Annotated in this window: 15 protein-coding genes; 7 read left to right on the top strand and 8 right to left on the bottom strand. The window is 71.9% G+C overall.

Translation table 11 applies throughout. The features are described 5' to 3' along the window. The first annotated feature begins 134 nt into the window (after positions 1–134). Entirely contained in the window at positions 135–1679 is a 1545-nt protein-coding gene (locus tag ABZ016_RS15890; RefSeq protein ID WP_356917193.1) for an alpha/beta hydrolase, read from the top strand. 12 nt (positions 1680–1691) lie between these two features. On the opposite strand, the gene ABZ016_RS15895 is transcribed toward ABZ016_RS15890, so the two are convergent. Together ABZ016_RS15895 and ABZ016_RS15900 are read right to left on the bottom strand one after the other, a co-directional pair. Then, positions 1692–3251, bottom strand: a complete 1560-nt coding sequence (locus ABZ016_RS15895; protein WP_356917194.1) for a PucR family transcriptional regulator ligand-binding domain-containing protein — start codon at positions 3249–3251, stop codon at positions 1692–1694. A 61-nt stretch (positions 3252–3312) separates the two neighbouring features. Further along, positions 3313–4656 carry an MFS transporter gene (locus ABZ016_RS15900; RefSeq protein ID WP_356917195.1) on the bottom strand — a complete coding sequence of 448 codons (1344 nt, stop codon included), beginning with the start codon at positions 4654–4656 and terminating at the stop codon, positions 3313–3315. Positions 4657–4822: 166 nt separating this feature from the next. On the opposite strand from ABZ016_RS15900, the gene ABZ016_RS15905 reads away from it, so the two are divergent. The 3 genes from ABZ016_RS15905 (at position 4823) to ABZ016_RS15915 (ending at position 7716) form a co-directional block, all read left to right on the top strand. Next, a complete protein-coding gene (locus ABZ016_RS15905; protein WP_356917196.1) occupies positions 4823–5482 on the top strand; it encodes an SDR family NAD(P)-dependent oxidoreductase in 660 nt (219 codons plus the stop codon). Positions 5483–5633: 151 nt separating this feature from the next. Beyond that, complete coding sequence (locus ABZ016_RS15910; RefSeq protein WP_356917197.1) at positions 5634–6305, top strand: HAD-IA family hydrolase; 672 nt, start codon at positions 5634–5636, stop codon at positions 6303–6305. 7 nt (positions 6306–6312) lie between these two features. Then, positions 6313–7716 carry an FAD-dependent oxidoreductase gene (locus ABZ016_RS15915; protein WP_356917198.1) on the top strand — a complete coding sequence of 468 codons (1404 nt, stop codon included), beginning with the start codon at positions 6313–6315 and terminating at the stop codon, positions 7714–7716. A gap of 235 nt (positions 7717–7951) precedes the next feature. On the opposite strand, the gene ABZ016_RS15920 is transcribed toward ABZ016_RS15915, so the two are convergent. Further along, positions 7952–8707 (bottom strand): response regulator, encoded by a 756-nt coding sequence (locus ABZ016_RS15920; protein WP_356917199.1) that lies wholly within the window; start codon positions 8705–8707, stop codon positions 7952–7954. A 231-nt stretch (positions 8708–8938) separates the two neighbouring features. Here ABZ016_RS15920 and ABZ016_RS15925 point away from each other — a divergent pair, with 231 nt between their 5' ends. Genes ABZ016_RS15925 through ABZ016_RS15935 form a run of 3 tightly spaced genes read left to right on the top strand, consistent with a single transcriptional unit; the run spans position 8939 to position 11953 of the window. Beyond that, positions 8939–9922, top strand: a complete 984-nt coding sequence (locus ABZ016_RS15925; protein ID WP_356917306.1) for a tripartite tricarboxylate transporter substrate binding protein — start codon at positions 8939–8941, stop codon at positions 9920–9922. Next, positions 9919–10458: a tripartite tricarboxylate transporter TctB family protein gene (locus ABZ016_RS15930; RefSeq protein WP_356917200.1), complete on the top strand. Its 540-nt coding sequence runs from the start codon at positions 9919–9921 to the stop codon at positions 10456–10458. Before ABZ016_RS15925 ends, ABZ016_RS15930 begins: the two co-directional genes overlap by 4 nt. Position 10459: 1 nt before the next feature. Then, positions 10460–11953, top strand: coding sequence for a tripartite tricarboxylate transporter permease (locus tag ABZ016_RS15935; protein ID WP_356917201.1), 1494 nt, complete (start codon positions 10460–10462; stop codon positions 11951–11953). 52 nt (positions 11954–12005) lie between these two features. Here ABZ016_RS15935 and ABZ016_RS15940 read toward each other — a convergent pair whose 3' ends face one another. Genes ABZ016_RS15940 through ABZ016_RS15960 form a run of 5 tightly spaced genes read right to left on the bottom strand, consistent with a single transcriptional unit; the run spans position 12006 to position 18446 of the window. After that, a complete protein-coding gene (locus tag ABZ016_RS15940; protein ID WP_356917202.1) occupies positions 12006–13919 on the bottom strand; it encodes a DUF2264 domain-containing protein in 1914 nt (637 codons plus the stop codon). Between the two features lie 22 nt (positions 13920–13941). Beyond that, positions 13942–14997 carry a LacI family DNA-binding transcriptional regulator gene (locus tag ABZ016_RS15945; protein WP_356917307.1) on the bottom strand — a complete coding sequence of 352 codons (1056 nt, stop codon included), beginning with the start codon at positions 14995–14997 and terminating at the stop codon, positions 13942–13944. 43 nt (positions 14998–15040) lie between these two features. After that, positions 15041–16690, bottom strand: a complete 1650-nt coding sequence (locus ABZ016_RS15950; RefSeq protein WP_356917203.1) for an extracellular solute-binding protein — start codon at positions 16688–16690, stop codon at positions 15041–15043. Between the two features lie 17 nt (positions 16691–16707). Further along, positions 16708–17595: a carbohydrate ABC transporter permease gene (locus tag ABZ016_RS15955; RefSeq protein ID WP_356917204.1), complete on the bottom strand. Its 888-nt coding sequence runs from the start codon at positions 17593–17595 to the stop codon at positions 16708–16710. Beyond that, entirely contained in the window at positions 17592–18446 is an 855-nt protein-coding gene (locus ABZ016_RS15960; RefSeq protein WP_356917205.1) for an ABC transporter permease subunit, read from the bottom strand. Before ABZ016_RS15960 ends, ABZ016_RS15955 begins: the two co-directional genes overlap by 4 nt. Between the last annotated feature and the right edge of the window lie 73 nt (positions 18447–18519).

An 18519-nucleotide genomic window follows, 5' to 3' on the forward strand; every position in this document is an offset into this window, starting at 1 on the left:
CCCCACCATGATCCGGCTGCCAGCCGGAGTGATCGGACTGCGGGCCGTCCCTACCGTTCTGTCACACGACACCCCTCCCCGCCATGTCCCTGCCAGGCGACGGAGGGGACATCCACGACAGAAAGGAACCCCACGTGTTATCCCGCTCCCCGGGAACCGCGAGCAGACTCACCCTCACCCTGACAGCCGCCGCCCTCGCCCTCACGGCACTGCCCGCCACGGCTCGGGCGGCCCCCGATCCCCTCGCCCGCTTCCACCACCAGCGCCTCGCGTGGAAGAGCTGCGTGCTCGGCCCGGACGACCCGGCCGGCAAGGAACTGGAGCAGGCCGGCGCCCGCTGCGCCGACGTGACCGTACCGCTGGACTACTCGGAACCCGGCGGCCGCACCATCACCGTCGCGATCTCCCGCATCCGCGCCACCGACACCGCCCACCGCGTCGGCCCGCTGCTCCTCAACGGCGGCGGCCCCGGCGGACCGTCGCTCGGCGACGCGCCGTCGGTGCGCGAGGCGATGAAGGACGTCGCCGCACGCTACGACGTGGTGGGCGTGGACCCCCGCTTCGTCGGCCGCAGCACACCGCTGGACTGCCACTGGCCGACCGGCACGGCGTGGCGCGGGGCGGGCGAGGACCGGGCCGGGTTCGACCGCACGGCGGCGTTCTCGAAGGACCTGGCCGAGCGCTGCCGCAGCCGCGCGGGCGACGTGCTCCCCCACGCCACGACCCGCAACACCGCGCGCGACATGGACGTCGTCCGGGCCGCGCTCGGCGAGCGGCGGATCTCCTATCTCGGCTACTCGTACGGCAGCTACCTCGGCGAGGTGTACACCTCGATGTTCCCCGGCCGCACCGACCGGGTCGTCCTGGACGGAGTGATCGACCCGGAGCGCTACAGCGCCCGCTTCTGGCGGGGCGTGGAACCGGCCAACCGCCAGGCCCTGAAGCGGTGGGCCTCCTGGGCCGCCGCCCGTGACGCCACCTACGGTCTGGGTCGTACGCGGGGCGAGGTACTGGCGACCGTGGAGCGGGTCCGCACCGCCGCCGCCCGCACCCCGCTGCGGCTCGGCGACCACCGGCTGGACGCCCACGTGATGCCCATCGTCGTCCTCAACGGCCTCTCCCAGGACAACGACGACGCCTACGGTGACTTCGCACAGGGCGTGCGGGACATGCTGGGGGCATCGCAGGGGCGGCGGGCCACGCCGTCGCCGTGGCTCGCCAGGGTGCTCGACTTCGTGCTCACGGGCGCCAAGTCCCCCTACGGCAGCGCCCAGACGGCGATCGTGTGCGGCGACAACGCCGCTCCGCGCGACCCGGAGGTCTACTGGCGCGACGTCCAGCGCGCCCGCGTCCAGGACCCGCTGTTCGCACCCGTCACCGACAACCTCAACCCGTGTACGTACTGGGACCGGCCACGCGAGCGTCCGACCACGGTCCGGGACGACCTGCCGGCGCTCCTGGTCAACGCCACCGGGGATCCGCGCACCTACTACAACGGCGCCACGACGGTCCGCTCTCGTTGGCCCTCCTCGCGCCTGGTCACGCTGCGCGGCGCCGACCAGCACGGGGTGTACGGCGTCTTCGGCAGTGCGTGCGTGGACGACTCCGTCAACGCGTACCTCGCCACGGGCCGGCTGCCGGCACGGGACGTGGAGTGCGCCGCGCCTGAACGTCGCTGACGCTCGTCGGTCTCAGGGGCGCTTCCGGGCCCGTTGCGCGTCGAGGGCGGCGATCGCGACGTGCAGCTGTGCCCGGCGGTCGCCGGACTCCAGGTCCGCGCCCAGGATGTCCTCGACGATGTGCAGGCGCTGGTAGAGGGCCTGTCGTGACAGGTGGCTGCGGCGTGCCGCGATCGACTTGTTGCCCGCTGCCGCCAGATAGTGCCGCAAGGTCGTCAGCAGGTCCGTGCCGTGCCGGTGGTCGTAGGCGAGCAGGGCGGCGAGCTGCCGCTCGGCGTAGGCCTGCACCCGTGGGTCGTCGCGCAGCGAGTAGAACAGCTCCGGCAAACCGATGTCGGCGAGGGTGCGGACCGCCGGCGGGCCCTCGGGCGGTACGGCGTCGGCGACCTGTTCGGCCTCCGCGGCCGAGCGGGGCACCTCGGCCAGATCGCCCACCTCGGCGCCCACGGACACCGGTGTACCGGCCAGTTCACCGATCTCGGCGGCGAGCGGCCGCCACCCGCCGGGCTCCCGGAACGTGAGGAGCACGCCGATGCCCCGCTCGCCCAGGTCTCCCACGAGCGCGCTGCCCTCGAGCCGGGCGCGCAGCTTGTCGAGCACCACGTCCCGTTCGGGGGTGCGGACCAGCACGACGGCCAGGCGGCGTCCGTGCGTGGACACGCCGAGCGCCGCGATCTTCGTCCGGGTGTCGCGCCAGGACAGGTGCCGCTGTTCGAGCACGTCGAGCAGTGCGTCGCGCTGGGCCTGCTCCTCCCACCGGGTGTCGTGGGTGAGCCGGGCCAGGGTGAGCGCGATGGCCGCGCGCTCCAGCACCATCACGTGGTCGACCAGGAAGTGCTGGTCGGCGGTGCTCCCGGGCAGCATGGCCAGGCGCCCCCACCGCTGCCCCCGGAACTCCACCGAGGTGACCAGCCAGCCCTCCTGCCCGCACACCTCGGTGCGTCCGGTGGGTGAGGGAGTGGCGCGGGAACGCTCCTCCCAGCGGTTGAGCGCGTCCTCCACCGTGCCCTCCCCCGGCGCGCAGATCAGGGCCTGGTGCGCCAGGTTCTCCAGGACGACGGCGCTGCCGGTCATGGCCGCGGCGGCCCGGACGACCTCGTCGGCACCGGCCCCGCGCAGGGACAGTGCGGTGAACGTGTCGTGGACGCGCTGCGCGGCTTTCAGGGTGCGGACCTGGCCGGTCAGGATCATCGCGTGGACTTCCTGGGTCACGTCGACGAACTTGATGCCCCGTTGCAGCACGATCAGCGGCATGCCCCGGGTGCGGCACGTGGCGACCAGCTCGTAGGGCGCCTCCTGGTAGCAGCGTCCCAGTTCGAGCACCACGGCGGCGGCGCCGATGTCGGCGAGTTCGGCGGCCCACTCGTCGAGCCGGGTGGGGAAGCCGACGCCGGTGGTGAGCACCAGTTCGCCGCCGCGCAGTGCCGAGGCCGGGTGCTCCCACTCGGTGATGTGCACCCAGCGCACCCGCCGGTCCAGCCGGTCGTGCCCGGCGAGGACCTTCGGGAGCCCGTGGGCCAGCACAGGCAGGGCCAGTACCTCGGCCACCGTCACCGTCCCGCCGTCGCTCACTCTCACAAGTTGCATCTTTCCGACTCGCCGCGCAATGGGCCCACGGGTTTCACCAGCGGGTTCAGGTCGAGGCGGGAACCCTGGGTTGCTGCTCGGTGGTGAGCGCCTGTCCCTTCGTCTCCGGCGCGAGGGCGAGGGAGACCACGAGGCCGACGAGGGTGACACCGGCTCCGATCAGCAGCGTCCCGGAGCCGCCCACACCGGCGATGAGCAGCGGCAGGCAGAAGGTACCTCCGGCGGAGCCGAAGCGGCTCATGGCCGAGGCGAATCCGACTCCGGTCGCCCGCAGGTCCGTCGGGAAGAGCTCGCTGGGGTACAGGAACTGCAGGGCGCTGCCGGCGGCCTCGGCGAAGTGGAACAGCAGGAACAGGAGGATGACCGGCAGGGCGAGATGCATCGGGATCACCGCGAGGCAGAACAGTGCCGCGAAGATGCCGACGAAGCTGCCGATCAGCAGGGGCCGCCGGCCGATCCGGTCGACGAGGAGCAGCCCCGCCGACACACCCAGGATGGGGATCACCATCATGACGGCGGCGCTGGTCGTCGCGTTGCCGACGCCCATGGACTCGAGGATCTGCGGCTGGAAGGTGCGGATCGCGAAGCCCGTCGCCACCTGGCAGAGGAAGAACGTCGAGCAGAACACGATCTGCCTGCCGTAGCCGCGGCGGAACACCTCGCGGATGTTGCTCAGGCCGGTGCCGCCGCGCCGGGGCGCCCTGCTCTCCGCGACCAGGTCGTCGACCGCTACGTCGGGGCCGACGTAGCGGTGCACGATGGCGGTCGCCTCGTCCACCCTGCCCCGGCTGGCCAGCCACCGCGGGGACTCGGGGACGCCGGTTCGCATGAGCAGGAAGACCGTGGCCGGAACGGCGCCCGACACCAGCATCCAGCGCCATCCGTCGTCGCCCAGGTTCAGCAGGGCCAGGCCCGCCCAGTAGCTGACGCCGTAGCCGATCCACCACGACAGCACCAGCCCGGGCAGCGCGACCCCGCGGAGCTTCCTGGGCACCAGCTCGGCCGTGAGGGCGGAGGCGATGGGGTAGTCGGCGCCCACGGCGATGCCGATGACCAGGCGCAGCACGAAGAGCTGCCAGGCCTCCTGCACGAAGAACTGCGGGATCGACGCGGCGACGAACACCACGAGGTTCAGCAGGTACATCAGCCGGCGCCCGATCCGGTCGGTGACCGCGCCGAAGACCAGCGCCCCGACGAAGACACCGATCAGGGCGGAACTGGCGAGCAGGCCGGACCATACGGACCCCAGGTGGAGCTGGGGAGTGATCTGGCTCATCGCGATCGCGATGATGCCGAGCAGGTAGCCGTCGCAGAACGGCCCACCCATCGCGACGGCGACCAGGCGCTTGTGGAAACGGTTGACGGGGACGTCGTCCAGAGCGGTTGACATGGTGCGGTGCCTCTCGTCGGCGGTGACGATGTCCAGACACTGTGGGCCAGGCCGTCCGGGGCCGACAGAGACAGACTGTCAGGTCGTCCCGGAGCCGCTTGACACGGCGTTCCGATCTGGGCGGGGGCATGTCGCACACCCCCGCCGATGCGGTACAGCTGTTCGCATGCAGACAAGAAACGCGCTGGTCACAGGCGCCAATCGAGGGCTGGGTGCCGCCATCGCGGACGGTCTGGCCGCGCAGGGCATCCGGGTGTGGCGCGGTGTGCGGGACGGTGTCCTCACGGCACACGACGTGCGGCTGGACGTCCGAGACGCGGAGAGTGTGACCGCGGCGGTACGGCACGTTCTCGACGCGGACGGACGCGTCGACATCCTCGTGAACAACGCCGGGGTCACCGACGGCCGGCAGGCTCCCGCCACGGCCGATCTCGAGGTGGCCGCCCGGGTGTGGGACACCAACGTCCTCGGGGCCTGGCGGTGCGCCCAGGCGGTCCTGCCGGCCATGCGCGAGGCCGGCTGGGGCCGCATCGTCAACGTCAGCAGCACGCTCGGCTCGCTCCATCTCATGGACCGGCCGAGCGAGCCCGCCTACCGCGTCTCCAAGGCCGCGCTCAACGCGCTGACCCGGGTGCTGGCCGCCGAGCTCACCGGAACCGGGGTCCTGGTCAACGCGGCCTCGCCCGGCTGGGTCCGCACCGGCATGAGCCCGTCCGCGACGCGCGGCCCGGCCGAGGGCGCCGACACCCCGGTCTGGCTCGCGACCCTGCCCGACGACGGGCCCACCGGTGGCTTCTTCCGGGACCGGGAGCCGCTCGCCTGGTGACAGGCGCCGCGACGCCGTGTCAAGCGGCACGGTGATGCGCTGACAGTCTGTTCCTGTCCGCCGGGGGGCGCCCGGCCGAGAGTGAAGAGACGACGTCCCGACGCACTTTCCTCGCACGCGGCACCCCGCCGCACGACACAAAGGAACGCCCATGTCCTCGAGGCCCGTCGTCTCCTTCGACTGCTACCGCACCCTGATCGACTTCGACCTCAACCGCGCCACCCTGCCCATCGTCCGCGACCGCCTCGACGAGGTCGGCGTCGACCACGAGGTCTTCCTCGACAACCTGCGCGTCATGCGCTTCCAGGGAGTCGTCCAGCCCTACCGCCGCTACCGCGACATCCTGCGGGACACCCTCGAGAACTGCATGCTGCTGCACGGTGTCGAGTACCGCGACGAGGACTACGAGCAGCTCATCGCGGCCGCCGAGAAGTTCCCGGTCTTCCCCGACGTCCCCGCCGCGCTGCGCAGGCTCAAGGAGGGCTACGACCTCGCCATACTGACCAACAGCGACGACGACCTGATCCCTTATCACCTGGAGACCATCGGAGTTCCCTTCGACTACGTGGTCACCGCTCAGCAGGCAGGCGCGTACAAGCCGCGCCGCCAGGCGTTCGAGAAGCTCTTCGAGGTCCTTCCCCAAAGCCGGGACCGGATCACCCACGCAGCGCAGGGCTGGGACTACGACATCATGCCGACCAAGGACCTCGGCCTCGCCCGCCGGGTGTGGGTGAACCGCTACGGCCTCAAGGGCAGCGACTCCTACCAGCCGTACGACGAGATCCGCGACCTGTCGGAGCTCCCGGCGCTGCTGGGGCTCTGATCACGCCATGCACTCGACCACCGACCCCCAAGCGGACCTGGTCAACGGAAACGTCTCCTTCTGGTTCGAGGCGATCGGCGGGCGCCCCCCGCTGCGGCCCGCGCTGCCCGGCGACACCACCGCGGACGTGTGCGTCGTCGGCGCCGGGTTCACCGGCCTGTGGACCGCCTACTACCTCAAGAAGGCCGACCCCGCCCTCCGCATCGTCGTCCTGGAGCGCGAGTTCGCCGGCTACGGCGCCTCCGGGCGCAACGGCGGCTGGGCCTCCGGACTGCTCGCCGGCTCCCGGGACCGGTTCGGGCGGCTGTACGGCGTCGACGCGGTGAAGGACCAGCAGCGCCTGATGCACGAGGCGGTCGACGAGATCGTCGCCGTCGCCGCGGCGGAGGGCATCGAGGCCGACATCGTCAAGGGCGGCACCCTGCGCATCGCCACCTCCCCGGCCCAGGTGCGGCGGCTGACGGCGGGCGTCGCCGAGGACCACAGGTGGGGGGTCACCGAATCCCGTCTCCTCGACGACGGTGAACTCCGCGAGCGCATCCGCATCCCGGAGGCGGTGAAGGCCGCCTACACCCCGCACTGCGCCCGGATGCAACCGGCGCGCTACGTCCGTGCCCTGGCCGGCGTCGTGGAGTCCCTCGGCGTCACGATCCAGGAGTCGACCGCCGTCACCCGCATCGAGAGCGGCGCGGCGCACACCGACCGTGGTGCCGTCAGGGCTCCCGTGATCCTGCGCGCCACCGAGGGCTACACCGCCTCCCTGGCGGGGGAACGGCGCACCTGGCTCCCGATGAACAGCTCGATGATCGTCACCGAGCCGCTGCCGCGGGCCGTCTGGGACGAGATCGGCTGGAGCCGTGGCGAGACCCTCGGCGACAAGTGCTACTCGCACATGTACGGCCAGCGCACGGCCGACGACCGGATCGCGATCGGCGGCCGGGGCATCCCCTACCGCTTCGGCTCGGCCACCGACCGCGACGGCGCCACGCAGGAGGCGACCGTCCGTGCCCTCACGGAGATCCTGTACCGCAGGTTCCCCGCCGCTCGCGGCCACCGCGTGGCACACGCCTGGTGCGGTGTCCTGGGCGTGCCCCGGGACTGGTGCTCGAGCGCGGTCTACGACCCCGCCAGCGGGCTGGGGCACGCCGGCGGATACGTCGGCCAGGGCCTCACCACCACCAACCTGGCCGGCCGCACCCTGCGTGACCTGGTCCTCGGGCACGACACCGAACTGACCCGGCTGCCCTGGGTGGGGCACACCTCGCGCAAGTGGGAGGTGGAACCGCTGCGGTGGCTGGGGGTGCGGTCCATGTACCTGGCCTACAGCCGGGCGGACCGCAAGGAGCTCTCGGGGCACGGGCGGGGGTCGCGGCTCGCGAGGCTGGCCGACGTCATCAGCCGCCGCCCCTGAGGAGGTCGCGAGCGGGCCGCCCCACGGCCGCCCGGTCCCGCGGCGGCGGTGGTGGCGGTTCTGGGCCTCGGACTCGGCACCCTGGCCGCGGTCCGCAGGAGCCGTGCCGCCGACAAGGCGACGGTCGGACCGGCCCCGTTCGGCGGTCGGTGCGGATCTCAAGCCGGACGTCGGCCAGGGCGGCGGCCAGAACCCCGGGGGCCGCCCGGCGTCCCAGTCGGTCTCGGCTCGCTCGCTACCGGGCGCGTGCCTCGCCGTCCCTCCGCCTGCCGGGGGACGCCTCGCGGAAGCGGTACCGGCGTTCGGGGCGGCCCGCCACGCCGTAGCGCAGGGACACTTCGGCGCGGCCGACGGTGTGGAAGTGTTCCAGATAGCGGCGGGCGCTCACGCGGGAGACGCCGGTCAGCGCGGCGCACTCGGTGGCGGAGAGGGTGCCGTCCGCCGCGCGCAGGGCCCGCTCGACCAGCTCGGCGGTCTCCACGCTCATGCCCTTGGGCAGAGCCGGAGCGGCCGATCCGGGACCGGGCGCCCCGGCCAGTACGCGGTCGACGTCGGCCTGGTTGCGCACGACCGTGCCGAGCAGCCGGCCGCGCCGGTCGGCGTAGCGCTCCAGGCGGGCACGCAGTTCCTCGGACTCGAACGGTTTGAGCAGGTAGTCGACGACCCCGTGCCGGACGGCCCCGCGCACCGTCTCGGCCTCCCGGGCAGCGCTGACCACCATGACGTCGCAGTCGTGGCCGGCGGTGCGCAGCCGGGGGATGACGTCGAGGCCGAAGACGTCCGGCAGGTGGAGGTCGAGAAGAACCAGGTCGGGGCGCAGGGCGTCGACGGCCGTGACGGCCTCCTCACCGGTACCGGCGACGCCGACGACGCGGAACGGCTCGACACGCTCGACGAAGGCACGGTGCACTTTGGCCACCATGAAGTCGTCGTCGACCACGAGGACGTCGATCGTGTCGGTCCTGCCGGACGTACCGGACTGGCTGGTCATCGTGCCGCTCCTTCCGCACCGGGGCCGCCCATCATGGCGTCCACCTGCGGCGGGGGAAAGAGACGTGCGGGCCCGCGCTCGCCTTTTCACGCCGACCGCAAAGACCAAAACCTCCGTTGGTTCCGCAAGAGAGACAGCTCCTCGACGCCCGGTGCAGCATGTGGCCCACATCACCCTCCCTCACAGGGCCTTTACCCAACCGCATCGACGTACCGACAGGTGGTGGCACTCGTGCGCCTGCGCACCCCCCTCGCCCTGCTCGTGGCCGCCGTGCTCGTGCTCGTCGGACCGCCGCTGCTGACCACCGGCAGCGGCTCCGAGACCGGCACACAGATCCCGGGCCTGCGCTTCATGGTCCCCAACACGCCCGGCGGCGGCTACGACATCACGGCCCGGACGGCCGCGAAGAACGCCGAGGACGCCGGACTGACCCACAACATCGAGGTCTTCAACCTGCCCGGCGCCGGTGGCACGGTCGGGCTGAGCCGGCTGGTGAGCGAGCACGGCAACGGCAAACTCGCCATGTCCATGGGCCTCGGGGTCGTGGGCGCCGTCCGTTCCAACGACGCGCCGAAGACGCTCGGCGACACCACGCCGATCGCCCGGCTCACCGAGGAGCAGGACGTCGTCGTGGTCGCCAAGGACTCCCCGTACAAGACGATCGACGATCTCGTCGGCGCCTGGAAGAAGAATCCGGGCAAGCTCCCGGTGGGCGGCGGTTCGTCGCCCGGCGGGCCCGACCACCTCGCCCCGATGCTGATGGCGCGGGCCGCCGGGATCCCCCCGAAGCAGGTCAACTACATCCCGTTCGACGGCGGCGGGGAGCTGCTCGCGTCGATCCTCGGCAACAAGGTCGCCTTCGGGGTGTCCGGTGTCGGCGAGTACCTGGACCAGATCAAGGCGGGCGAGCTGCGGCTGCTCGCGGTCACCGGCCCGGAGCGGGTCGAGGGGCTGGACGCGCCCACGCTGCAGGAGGCGGGGTACGACGTGAACTTCACCAACTGGCGCGGCATCGTCGCCCCGCCCGGCCTGAACGACGGCGAGCGGAACAAGCTCGTGCGGCTGGTCGAGGAACTGCACGGCTCCGACGAGTGGCGGAAGTCCATGCAGCAGAACGGCTGGGACGACGCCTTCCTCACCGGTGACAAGTTCGGCGCCTTCCTCGACGCCGAGGACAAGCGTGTGGTTTCGGTGCTGAAGGAGCTGGGACTGTGACGACGCAGACCACCGACATTCCCCCCGCGGAGCGGAGCGAGAGGCGCTCGTGGCTGCGGGAGCACTCCGAACTCGGCGTGTGCGTGCTGCTGCTGGTGCTGGGCGTGCTCGTCCTGACCGACGCGCTCACCATGGACGTCGACATCGCCCAGCGCGGCCCGGTCGGCCCGAAGACCGTGCCGATCGTGGTCGGCGCCGGCCTGCTGGTGATCGCCGCCCTGCTCGCGGTGGACGTCCTGCGCGGCGGCCGCGGCCAGGCCGAGAGCGGCGAGGACGTCGACCTGTCGGAGCCCGCCGACTGGCGCACGGTACTGCTGCTCGCCGGGGTGTTCCTGGGCGCGGCCGTCCTGATCGAGCCGCTCGGCTTCCCGATCGCCGGGGCGCTGCTGTTCTGGGGTGCGGCGTTCGCGCTCGGCAGCCGCAGGATCGACCGCGATCCGCTCATCGCGGCCGGGCTGGCCCTCGTGACCTACGTGGTCTTCAACAACCTGCTCGGGGTGCCTCTGCCGGGCGGTCCGCTGATGGGAGTGCTGTGACATGGACGCCTTCAACTCCCTTCTGGACGGCTTCGGTACGGCCCTGACCCCGATCAACCTGCTGTGGGCCGTGATCGGTGTGCTGCTCGGCACGGCGATCGGCGTACTGCCGGGCATCGGCCCGGCGATGGCGGTCGCGTTGCTGCTGCCGGTGACGTACGGGCTCGACCCGATCGGCGCGTTCATCATGTTCGCGGGCATCTACTACGGCGCGATGTTCGGCGGTTCGACCACCTCCATCCTGCTCAACACGCCCGGTGAGAGCGCGGCGGTGGTGGCGGCCATGGAGGGCAACCCCATGGCCAAGTCCGGGCGCGGCGCCCAGGCCCTCGCGGCGGCCGCCGTCGGGCACTTCGCGGGCGGCCTGATCGGCACGCTCCTGCTGGTGGTGCTCGCCCCGACGGTCGCGAAACTGGCCGTGGACATCGGCGCGCCGGACTACTTCGCCATCATGGTGCTGGCGTTCATCGCGGTGACGTCGGTGCTGGGCGCGTCCCGCATCCGTGGCCTCGCCTCCCTGCTCATCGGTCTCACCCTGGGTCTGGTGGGCCTGGACCAGATGACCGGCCAGCAGCGCCTGACGTTCGGCTCGCTGCAACTGGCCGACGGCATCGACGTGGTGATCGTCGCGGTCGGTCTCTTCGCCATCGGCGAGGCCCTGTGGGTCGCTGCGCACCTGCGGCGCAGGCCGCCCGAGCCGATCCCGGTCGGGCGTCCCTGGCTGGGCCGCGGCGATGTGAACCGGACGTGGAAGTCGTGGCTGCGGGGCCCGTTCATCGGTTTCCCGTTCGGCGCGATCCCGGCCGGCGGCGCGGAGATCCCCACGTTCCTGTCGTACGTGACGGAGAAACGCCTGTCCAAGCACAAGGACGAGTGGGGCAAGGGCGCCATCGAGGGCGTCGCGGGTCCGGAGTCGGCGGCGTCGGCCTCGGCGGCGGGCACCCTGGTGTCGATGCTGACCCTGGGCCTGCCGACCACGGCGGTCGCGGCCGTCATGCTGGCCGCCTTCCAGCAGTACGGCATCCAGCCCGGCCCGCTGCTCTTCGAGCGCGAACCCGACCTGGTGTGGGGCCTGATCGCCTCCCTGTTCGTCGGCATGGTGCTGCTGCTCGCGCTCAACCTGCCGCTGGCGCCGGTGTGGGCGAAGCTGCTGCGCATCCCGCGGCCGTACCTGTACGCCGGAATCATGTTCTTCGCGGCGGTCGGCGCGTACGCGGTCGGCGGTGAGGTCATCGATCTGGTGATCCTGCTGATCATCGGCCTGATCGGTTTCGGCATGCGCCGCTACGGCCTGCCGGTGCTGCCCGCCGTCATCGGCGTGATCCTCGGCCCCAACGCCGAGCAGCAGTTGCGGCGGGCTCTGCAGATCAGCGACGGCAGCGTGACGGGCCTGGTGAACACGCCGTTCGCGGTGACCGTGTACACGGTGATCGTGGTGGTGCTGGCCTGGCCCCTGCTGAAGAAGGCGGTGAGGCGCGGGCGCGTGGAGGCCTGACGCGCACGGTTGGAGGGCGCGGCTCGTTCGAGCCGCGCCCTCCTGGCATGTCCTAGGGCACCGATTCCCGTGTGCCGTCGGGGAAACGGATCTCCACGGAGGCGTCGGCGGCGGTCTGGACCCGGGCTCCGGTGACCGGTACGTGCGGGTCGGCGCTGAGCACGACCAGCGTCACCAGGAGGCAGGTGCCACCGGGGTGGGACGGCAGCGTCAGAAGCGGCGTCGCCGAGTGGTGACCGTACGCGTTGCGGCCCTCGGCCGCCGCGACCGTTCCCTCGGCGTCGCCCCAGCCGTGCAGTCCCACGAGCGCGCTGGTCAGGCCGTCCGCGCGCCGGACCAGTGCCGAGCCGGGGCCGGTCCGGCAGGCCGGTGGCTCGGTGTCGTCGGCGACGGCCCAGCCGCCTTCGCGCACGCTCGTGCCGGGCGGCGCGTCGACGCGGTGCACCCGGACCTCCCAGGGACCGTGGACGACGCTGACCGTCTCGATGCGGTGCCCTTCACCGCCGCCCGGGAGCACGGCCCGGTGCCAGGAGGCGGCACGGGTGCCGTCGACGCCGAGGGGGTGGATACGGCCGCGCGGAGTGGGCGTGCCGTCGGGGGCGAGCAGGGCGAGGTGGTTGTCGGGGCCCACGTCCGCCGGTGTCTCGGGTGCCGTCGCGCTGGAGTAGCCGAACCGGGCGTAGTGCGGGCTGTCGTCGGTCGTCGCCGGCGGGGGTGGCAGGCGGTCGCTGCCGTGGTTGACGAGCCGGACGATGCCGTCGGCGGCGGTGGAGTGCAGCAGCCAGCCCGGTGCCGGTAACGCGAGGCGTACATCGCCCGTCTCGACCGGCCCGGGTTCCTCCGGAGCGGTCCACACGGGGTGGTCGGCGGGCAGGAGCAGGCCGAGGAATGCCTTGCTCGCCCAGTAGGGGGAGGCCGGGCCCGAGTAGCGCTGGGTGACCGGGAGGAAGGGCTTGTACCAGCCGAGCGTGAGCAGGCCCCGTTCGTCGGGCACGCCGCGCTCGGCGAAGTGCTTCAGCGCGCCGGAGGCCAGGCGGCGGGTGCGGCCGGGCGGCAGCGGCGTGGCGTCGGCGAGGGCCCCGGCCCACAGCGGTGCGGTGGTCGCGAAACGGTAGGTGAGGGAGCGGCCCTGGTGGACCGGGGCGCCGTCGGCGCCGAAGAAGTGCTGGTGGTCGTGGAGGAAGGAGCGCAGTCGCGCCCGGTGGCCCGCCACCAGCCCCGGGTCGGCGCGCGGTCCGGCGACCCGGGCCCACAGGACCGGATACAGGTGCAGCGCCCAGGCGTTGTAGTAGTCGAACTTGCGGCCGTCGCCGTCGGTGTACCAGCCGTCGCCCCGGTACCAGTCCTCCAGGCGGGCGAGGCCGGCGTCGATCTCGCCGCGGCTGTGGGGCGCGCCGACGGAGGCGAGGAACTCCTCGGTGATGACCTGGAACAGCCGCCAGTTGGAGTCGTTGACGTCGGCTCCGACGAAGCCGCCCAGCCAGTCGGCGATCCGCTGCCGTACCCGGTCGTCGAGCCGGTCCCAGATCCACGGGCGGGTCTCGTGCAGGGCGATCGCGACGGAGGCTGCCTCCACCATGGGCTGGGAGCGGTCGGTGATCGACGGCCAGTGGTCGGGGCTGCGGGGGTCGGTGCCGGCCGTGAGCCCGGCCGCGTAGCGCTCGACGAGCGCGGGCCGCTGTCCGCCGGAGCCGGCGATGCGGAAGGCGGCCAGGAGGAAGGAGCGGGCGAAGCCCTCGAGACCGTCCGACCAGGGCCCGGAGTGGCTGGGCGGCCCGGGCAGCCGGTACTGGGCCAGGCCCGGGGAGGCGTAGGGAGTGAGGGCGTCGAGGAGCCGGTCGGCGATCGACTCCCAGTGGGCGCGGGTCCAGCCGGTGAGCGGCGAGGTCAGTGGATCGGGGGGCGGCAGGTGGGGCAGGTTGGGGAGGTGTGCGGGGTCGGGGAGCGACACGTGCGGCGCGCTCATGCGGGTGCGGTTCCTCCGTTGCTCACAGGGCGCGCCCGGGCGGGGGCGCGCCGACGCTCTCGCGTACGACGATGTGGGTGCCGAGCAGGTGGTGGGCCCCGGCGGCGTGCTCGGGGTCGCGCAGCGCGATGCGCACGGCGGCGCGGCCGAGTTCCTCGGCGGGGGTGCGGACGGTGGTGAGGGGCGGGTTGAAGTCCTCGGCGAGCGGGATGTCGTTGTAGCCGACGACGGAGATGTCGTCGGGGACGCGGAGTCCGGCATCGGCGATCGCGCGCAGGGCGCCGGCGGCGACCATGTCGTCACCGGCGAACACGGCGGTGAACTCGCGTGTGTTCTTGAGGAGTTCGGTCATCGCGCGGTGGCCGGCGGCGCGGCCGAGCCCGCAGTCGACGACTTCGGCGGCCCCGGGCGGCAGTCCGTGGTCGGCGAGGGCGGCCCGGTAGCCGGCGACGCGGGCGTCCAGGGCGGTGTTGCCGGGCAGTCCGCCGAGGAAGACGATCCGGCGGTGCCCGGCCGAGAGCAGATGGGCGGTGACGGCGCGGGCGCCGGCCTCGTTGTCGAACTCGACCACGAGCGCGGGGATCTCGGGGCCGGGCGCGGGCCGGCCGCAGAGCACGAGCCGGGCTCCGGAGGAGTCCAGGGCATGGGCGTAGTGGGCGACGCGCTCACGGTAGGCCTCGTCCTCGACGACCCCGCCGACGAGGATCACCAGCCGGGCTCCCTCCTCCCGCATGAGCTGCACGAACTCCATCTCGCGCTGGGCGTCACCGCCCGTGGCGCCGACCACGCAGAGCCACCCGCGGTCGGCGGCCTCGGCCTCCACGCCCTCGGCGACCTGGGCGTAGAAGGGGCTGGTGACCTGACGGACCACCACGGCGGCCATCTTGCGGCCACCGCCGACCAGGGCGCGGGCGTGCGCGTTGGCCACGTAGTCCAGGTCGCGGGCCGCGCGCAGCACCCGGGCCCGGGTCGCCGGGGGGACCGGGTGGTTGCCGCTGAGCGCGCGGGAGGCGGTGGCCGTGGACACGCCCGCCCGCTCGGCGACCTCGCGGATCGTGACCCGCCCCTTGGACACCATGTCGTTCCCCATCCCCCGCGTCTCCTCTTCCGCCCACCGCTGTTCAGGTGTTGGCCGCGTAGTCCTTGGCGTATTCCTCGGCCATTCTGTCGCCGCCGCGGCTCCGCCACTTCTTCACCGTCGCGTCCCACTGCGACATCGGCAGACGTCCGGCGATGATCCCGGTGGCGGTGTCGTCAAGGAGCGTCTGGAGGGTGGCGCCCTGGGCGTTGTGCGTCGCGGACTGCAGCCCGAACGAGGCGTTGCGGACGGCGTGCGGTACGACCTTCTGCTGCCAGGCGTGCAGTGCGCGTACGGCGTCGGGCATGCCGGGCACGAACAGGACCTGGGGGCCTTCGGCGAGGTACTTCAGCGGCAGGTTGGTGTTGTTCTCCACCTCGCCGAGCTCGGTGTACTCGGGCGAGCCGTCCTTGGCCCGGGTGAAGTGGACGCCCTCGACGCCGTAGTGGGTGAGCTCCCACTCCTCGCTGCCGAAGGGCGCGGCGAGGTAGTCGAGGATGCGCAGCAGCAGTTCGACGCGCTCCTTCTTCGCCTGCTTCAGGACGGTGTAGCCGAAGGAGCGGCGGGCGGCGACGATTCCGCCGGGCTCGCCGCCGACGCTGTACGGGAGGGCGGCCGCCGGGGTCATCTTGCCCCTGGACTCACGGTACTTGGGCAGGTAGGCGCCGAACCCGTCCTGCATGGAGCCGACGGTGCCGTTGTAGTAGAGGGTCGTCAGGTCGATCTGCGAGATGGACGTGGCGTCGGGGTGGTACGAGCCGTTCTTGCGCAGCTGTGCCCGGAAGGCGATCGACGCCTTGTAGCGTTCGTCGGTCGCCGCCGGGACGAAGGTGCCGTTCCCGGTGACGGCCCAGCTCTGGGGGGCGTTGTGGGCGGCGGAGTGGTAGCCGTTGCCGAACCCCGACTGGGCGGCCGCGCCCAGCATGTACGTCTTCCCGCGCGTGCCCCGCCGCGCCACCGCGGTGAAGTCCTCGGCGGTCCAGCCCTCCTTCATGCCCGCGTCGGCGAACATGTCCTGGTTGATCCAGAGGGTCGAACCGGGCAGCGGACGCTCCAGCGGTATGCCGTAGATGCGTCCGCCGATGCGGCCCATGTCGCGCCAGGCGTGGGTGGGGATGTTGGCGAGGTTCGGATAGTCGGTGATCGCGTCGCCTGACAGGTACGGGGTGAGGTCCTGGGCGCGTCGCTGCACGAACTGTGCCTCGCGGGGCAGGGTGAAGCCGGAGAACATGTTGATGATGTCGGGCAGGGCGTCGGCGTCGCCGGCCATGACCGTCGCCATCTTCTTCTGGTAGTCGGCCTGGGAGATGATCGTGTACTCGATCTTCACGCCGAGGGCCTTCTCCACGGCAGCCCAGAAGCGGTTCTGCGAGGCGGGCTTGGGCGGGGTGCCGAAGGAGACGGTCATGACGCGGACGGTGGAGCCGTCGCCCGGGGTGCGGGAGACGGACTTGACCAGGTCGGACGGGTAGGAGGTGTATCCGGCCTGGACCCCGGCGTCGGTGGGGGCCAGGTCGGGCTCGGGCCCTCTGGCGGGCTTGTAGGCCGGCCAGGGGGCGAGTTTCTTTCCGGCGTTGGAGACGTCGCTGTCGCCGGAACCGGAGGAGCAGGCGGTCAGCAAGGCGGGGGCGGAGACGGCGGCGCCGCCGGCCGCCATGGAGCGCAGGAGGGTGCGTCGGGACATGCGGGGCATGGATGAACCACCTCGTGTCAGCTCTTGATGGCGCCGGTGAGCACGCCCTTGGTGAAGTACTTCTGCAGGAAGGGATAGACGAGCAGGATCGGCACGGTGGCGATCACGAGCACCGCCATCTGCACGGTCTGCGGAGCGGTGACGGTCGCCTCGCCGGTCGTCGCGTCGGTCAGCCCGGCCCCGGCCACCACATAGGTGCGCAGCACCTGCTGGAGCGGCCAGTGGTCGCTCTCCAGGTACAGCGAGGCGTAGAACCAGGAGTTCCAGTAGGCGACGGCGTAGAACAGGCCGACGACGGCGAGCGCGGCCTTGGACAGGGGCAGCACCACCGACACCAGCACCCGCCAGTCCCCGGCCCCGTCCAGCCGGGCGGCCTCGTACAGCTCCTCGGGGATCGACTGGAAGAAGCCGCGCAGCACGACCAGGTTGAACACGTTGACCAGGACGGGCAGGACGAGCGAGGCGTACGAGTCGAGCAGGCCGAGTTCCTTCACGAGCAGGAAGCTCGGGATCATGCCGGGCGGGAAGAGGAACGTGAACAGCACCAGCAGCAACACGGGCTTGCCGCCGAAGACGCCCGGGCGGGACAGCGCGTAGGCCAGGGTCACCGTGCAGGCGAGGCTGAGCAGGGTGCCCACGATCGTCACCCCGGCACTCACGCCCAGGGCGTGGGTGACGATGCCGCCGTCGAAGATGTCGCGGTAGGCGTCGAGCGTGGGCTCACTGGGCCACAGCACCCAGCCGCCGTTGTCGACGACCTCCTGGGTGGAGGCCAGCGAGGTCGACACGATCACCAGGAACGGCACGCACACCAGCAGCACGACCGCGGCGAGCGCGACACCCTTCGCGGCCTGCGTGAGCGGCCGGGGTTTCTCCATCCAGCCGGGACGGGCGGACGCGCTCACCTGTAGACCCCCTGTTCGCCGAGGCGGTGGGCGACCTTGTTGGCCGCGTAGACGAGCAGGGCGCCGACGAGCCCCTTGAACAGGCCCGCGGCGGCGGCGAATCCGTAGTCGCCGCCGACGATGCCCTGGTAGTAGACGAAGGTGTCGATGACCTCGGCGGTCTCCGGGCCGACCGCGTCGCGTTGCAGCAGCATCTGCTCGAAGCCGACGGAGAGGATGTCGCCGAGCCGCATGATGAGCAGCAGCACGATCACCGGGCGGATGGCGGGCAGGGTGACGTGCCAGAAGCGGCGCCAGGGCCCGGCCCCGTCGATGGCGGCGGCCTCGTACTGCTGCTCGTCGACCTGGGCGAGCGCGGCGAGGAAGATGATCGTGCCCCAGCCGGCGTCCTTCCAGACGACCTGGGCGACGACGAGCGGCTCGAAGGCGTCCGGGTTGCCGATGATGTCGACGGTGTGCAGACCGGCCCCGCTCAGGCCGCTGTTGAGCAGGCCGGTGTCCCCGAGCACCTGCTGGAAGAGCGCGACGACGATCACCCATGAGATGAAGTGCGGCAGATACGCCACCGACTGCACGAACCGGCGTACCGAGCTCCAGGTGAGGGTGTGCAGCAGCAGGGCGAGGCCGAGCGGCACCGGGAAGTAGAAGACGAGCTGAAGGACGGCGATCCAGAGGGTGTTGAGGACCGAGTCCCAGAAGGCCGTGTCCTCGAACATGCGCTGGAAGTTGCCGAGCCCCACCCAGGGGCTGCCCCACAGGCCGTCGAACGGCACGTACTCCTTGAACGCGATGATGTTGCCGGCGAGCGCGCCGTAGTGGAACAGCAGGAAGTAGGCAACGCCGGGCAGCATCAGCAGGAACAGTGAACGGCTCTGAAAACCTTTACGTTTGCGCTGCGAGCCGCCAGGGTGCCGCGGTTGTGGA

The sequence above is a fragment of the Streptomyces sp. NPDC006372 genome (genome assembly GCF_040612515.1).
Classification (GTDB): Bacteria; Actinomycetota; Actinomycetes; order Streptomycetales; family Streptomycetaceae; genus Streptomyces.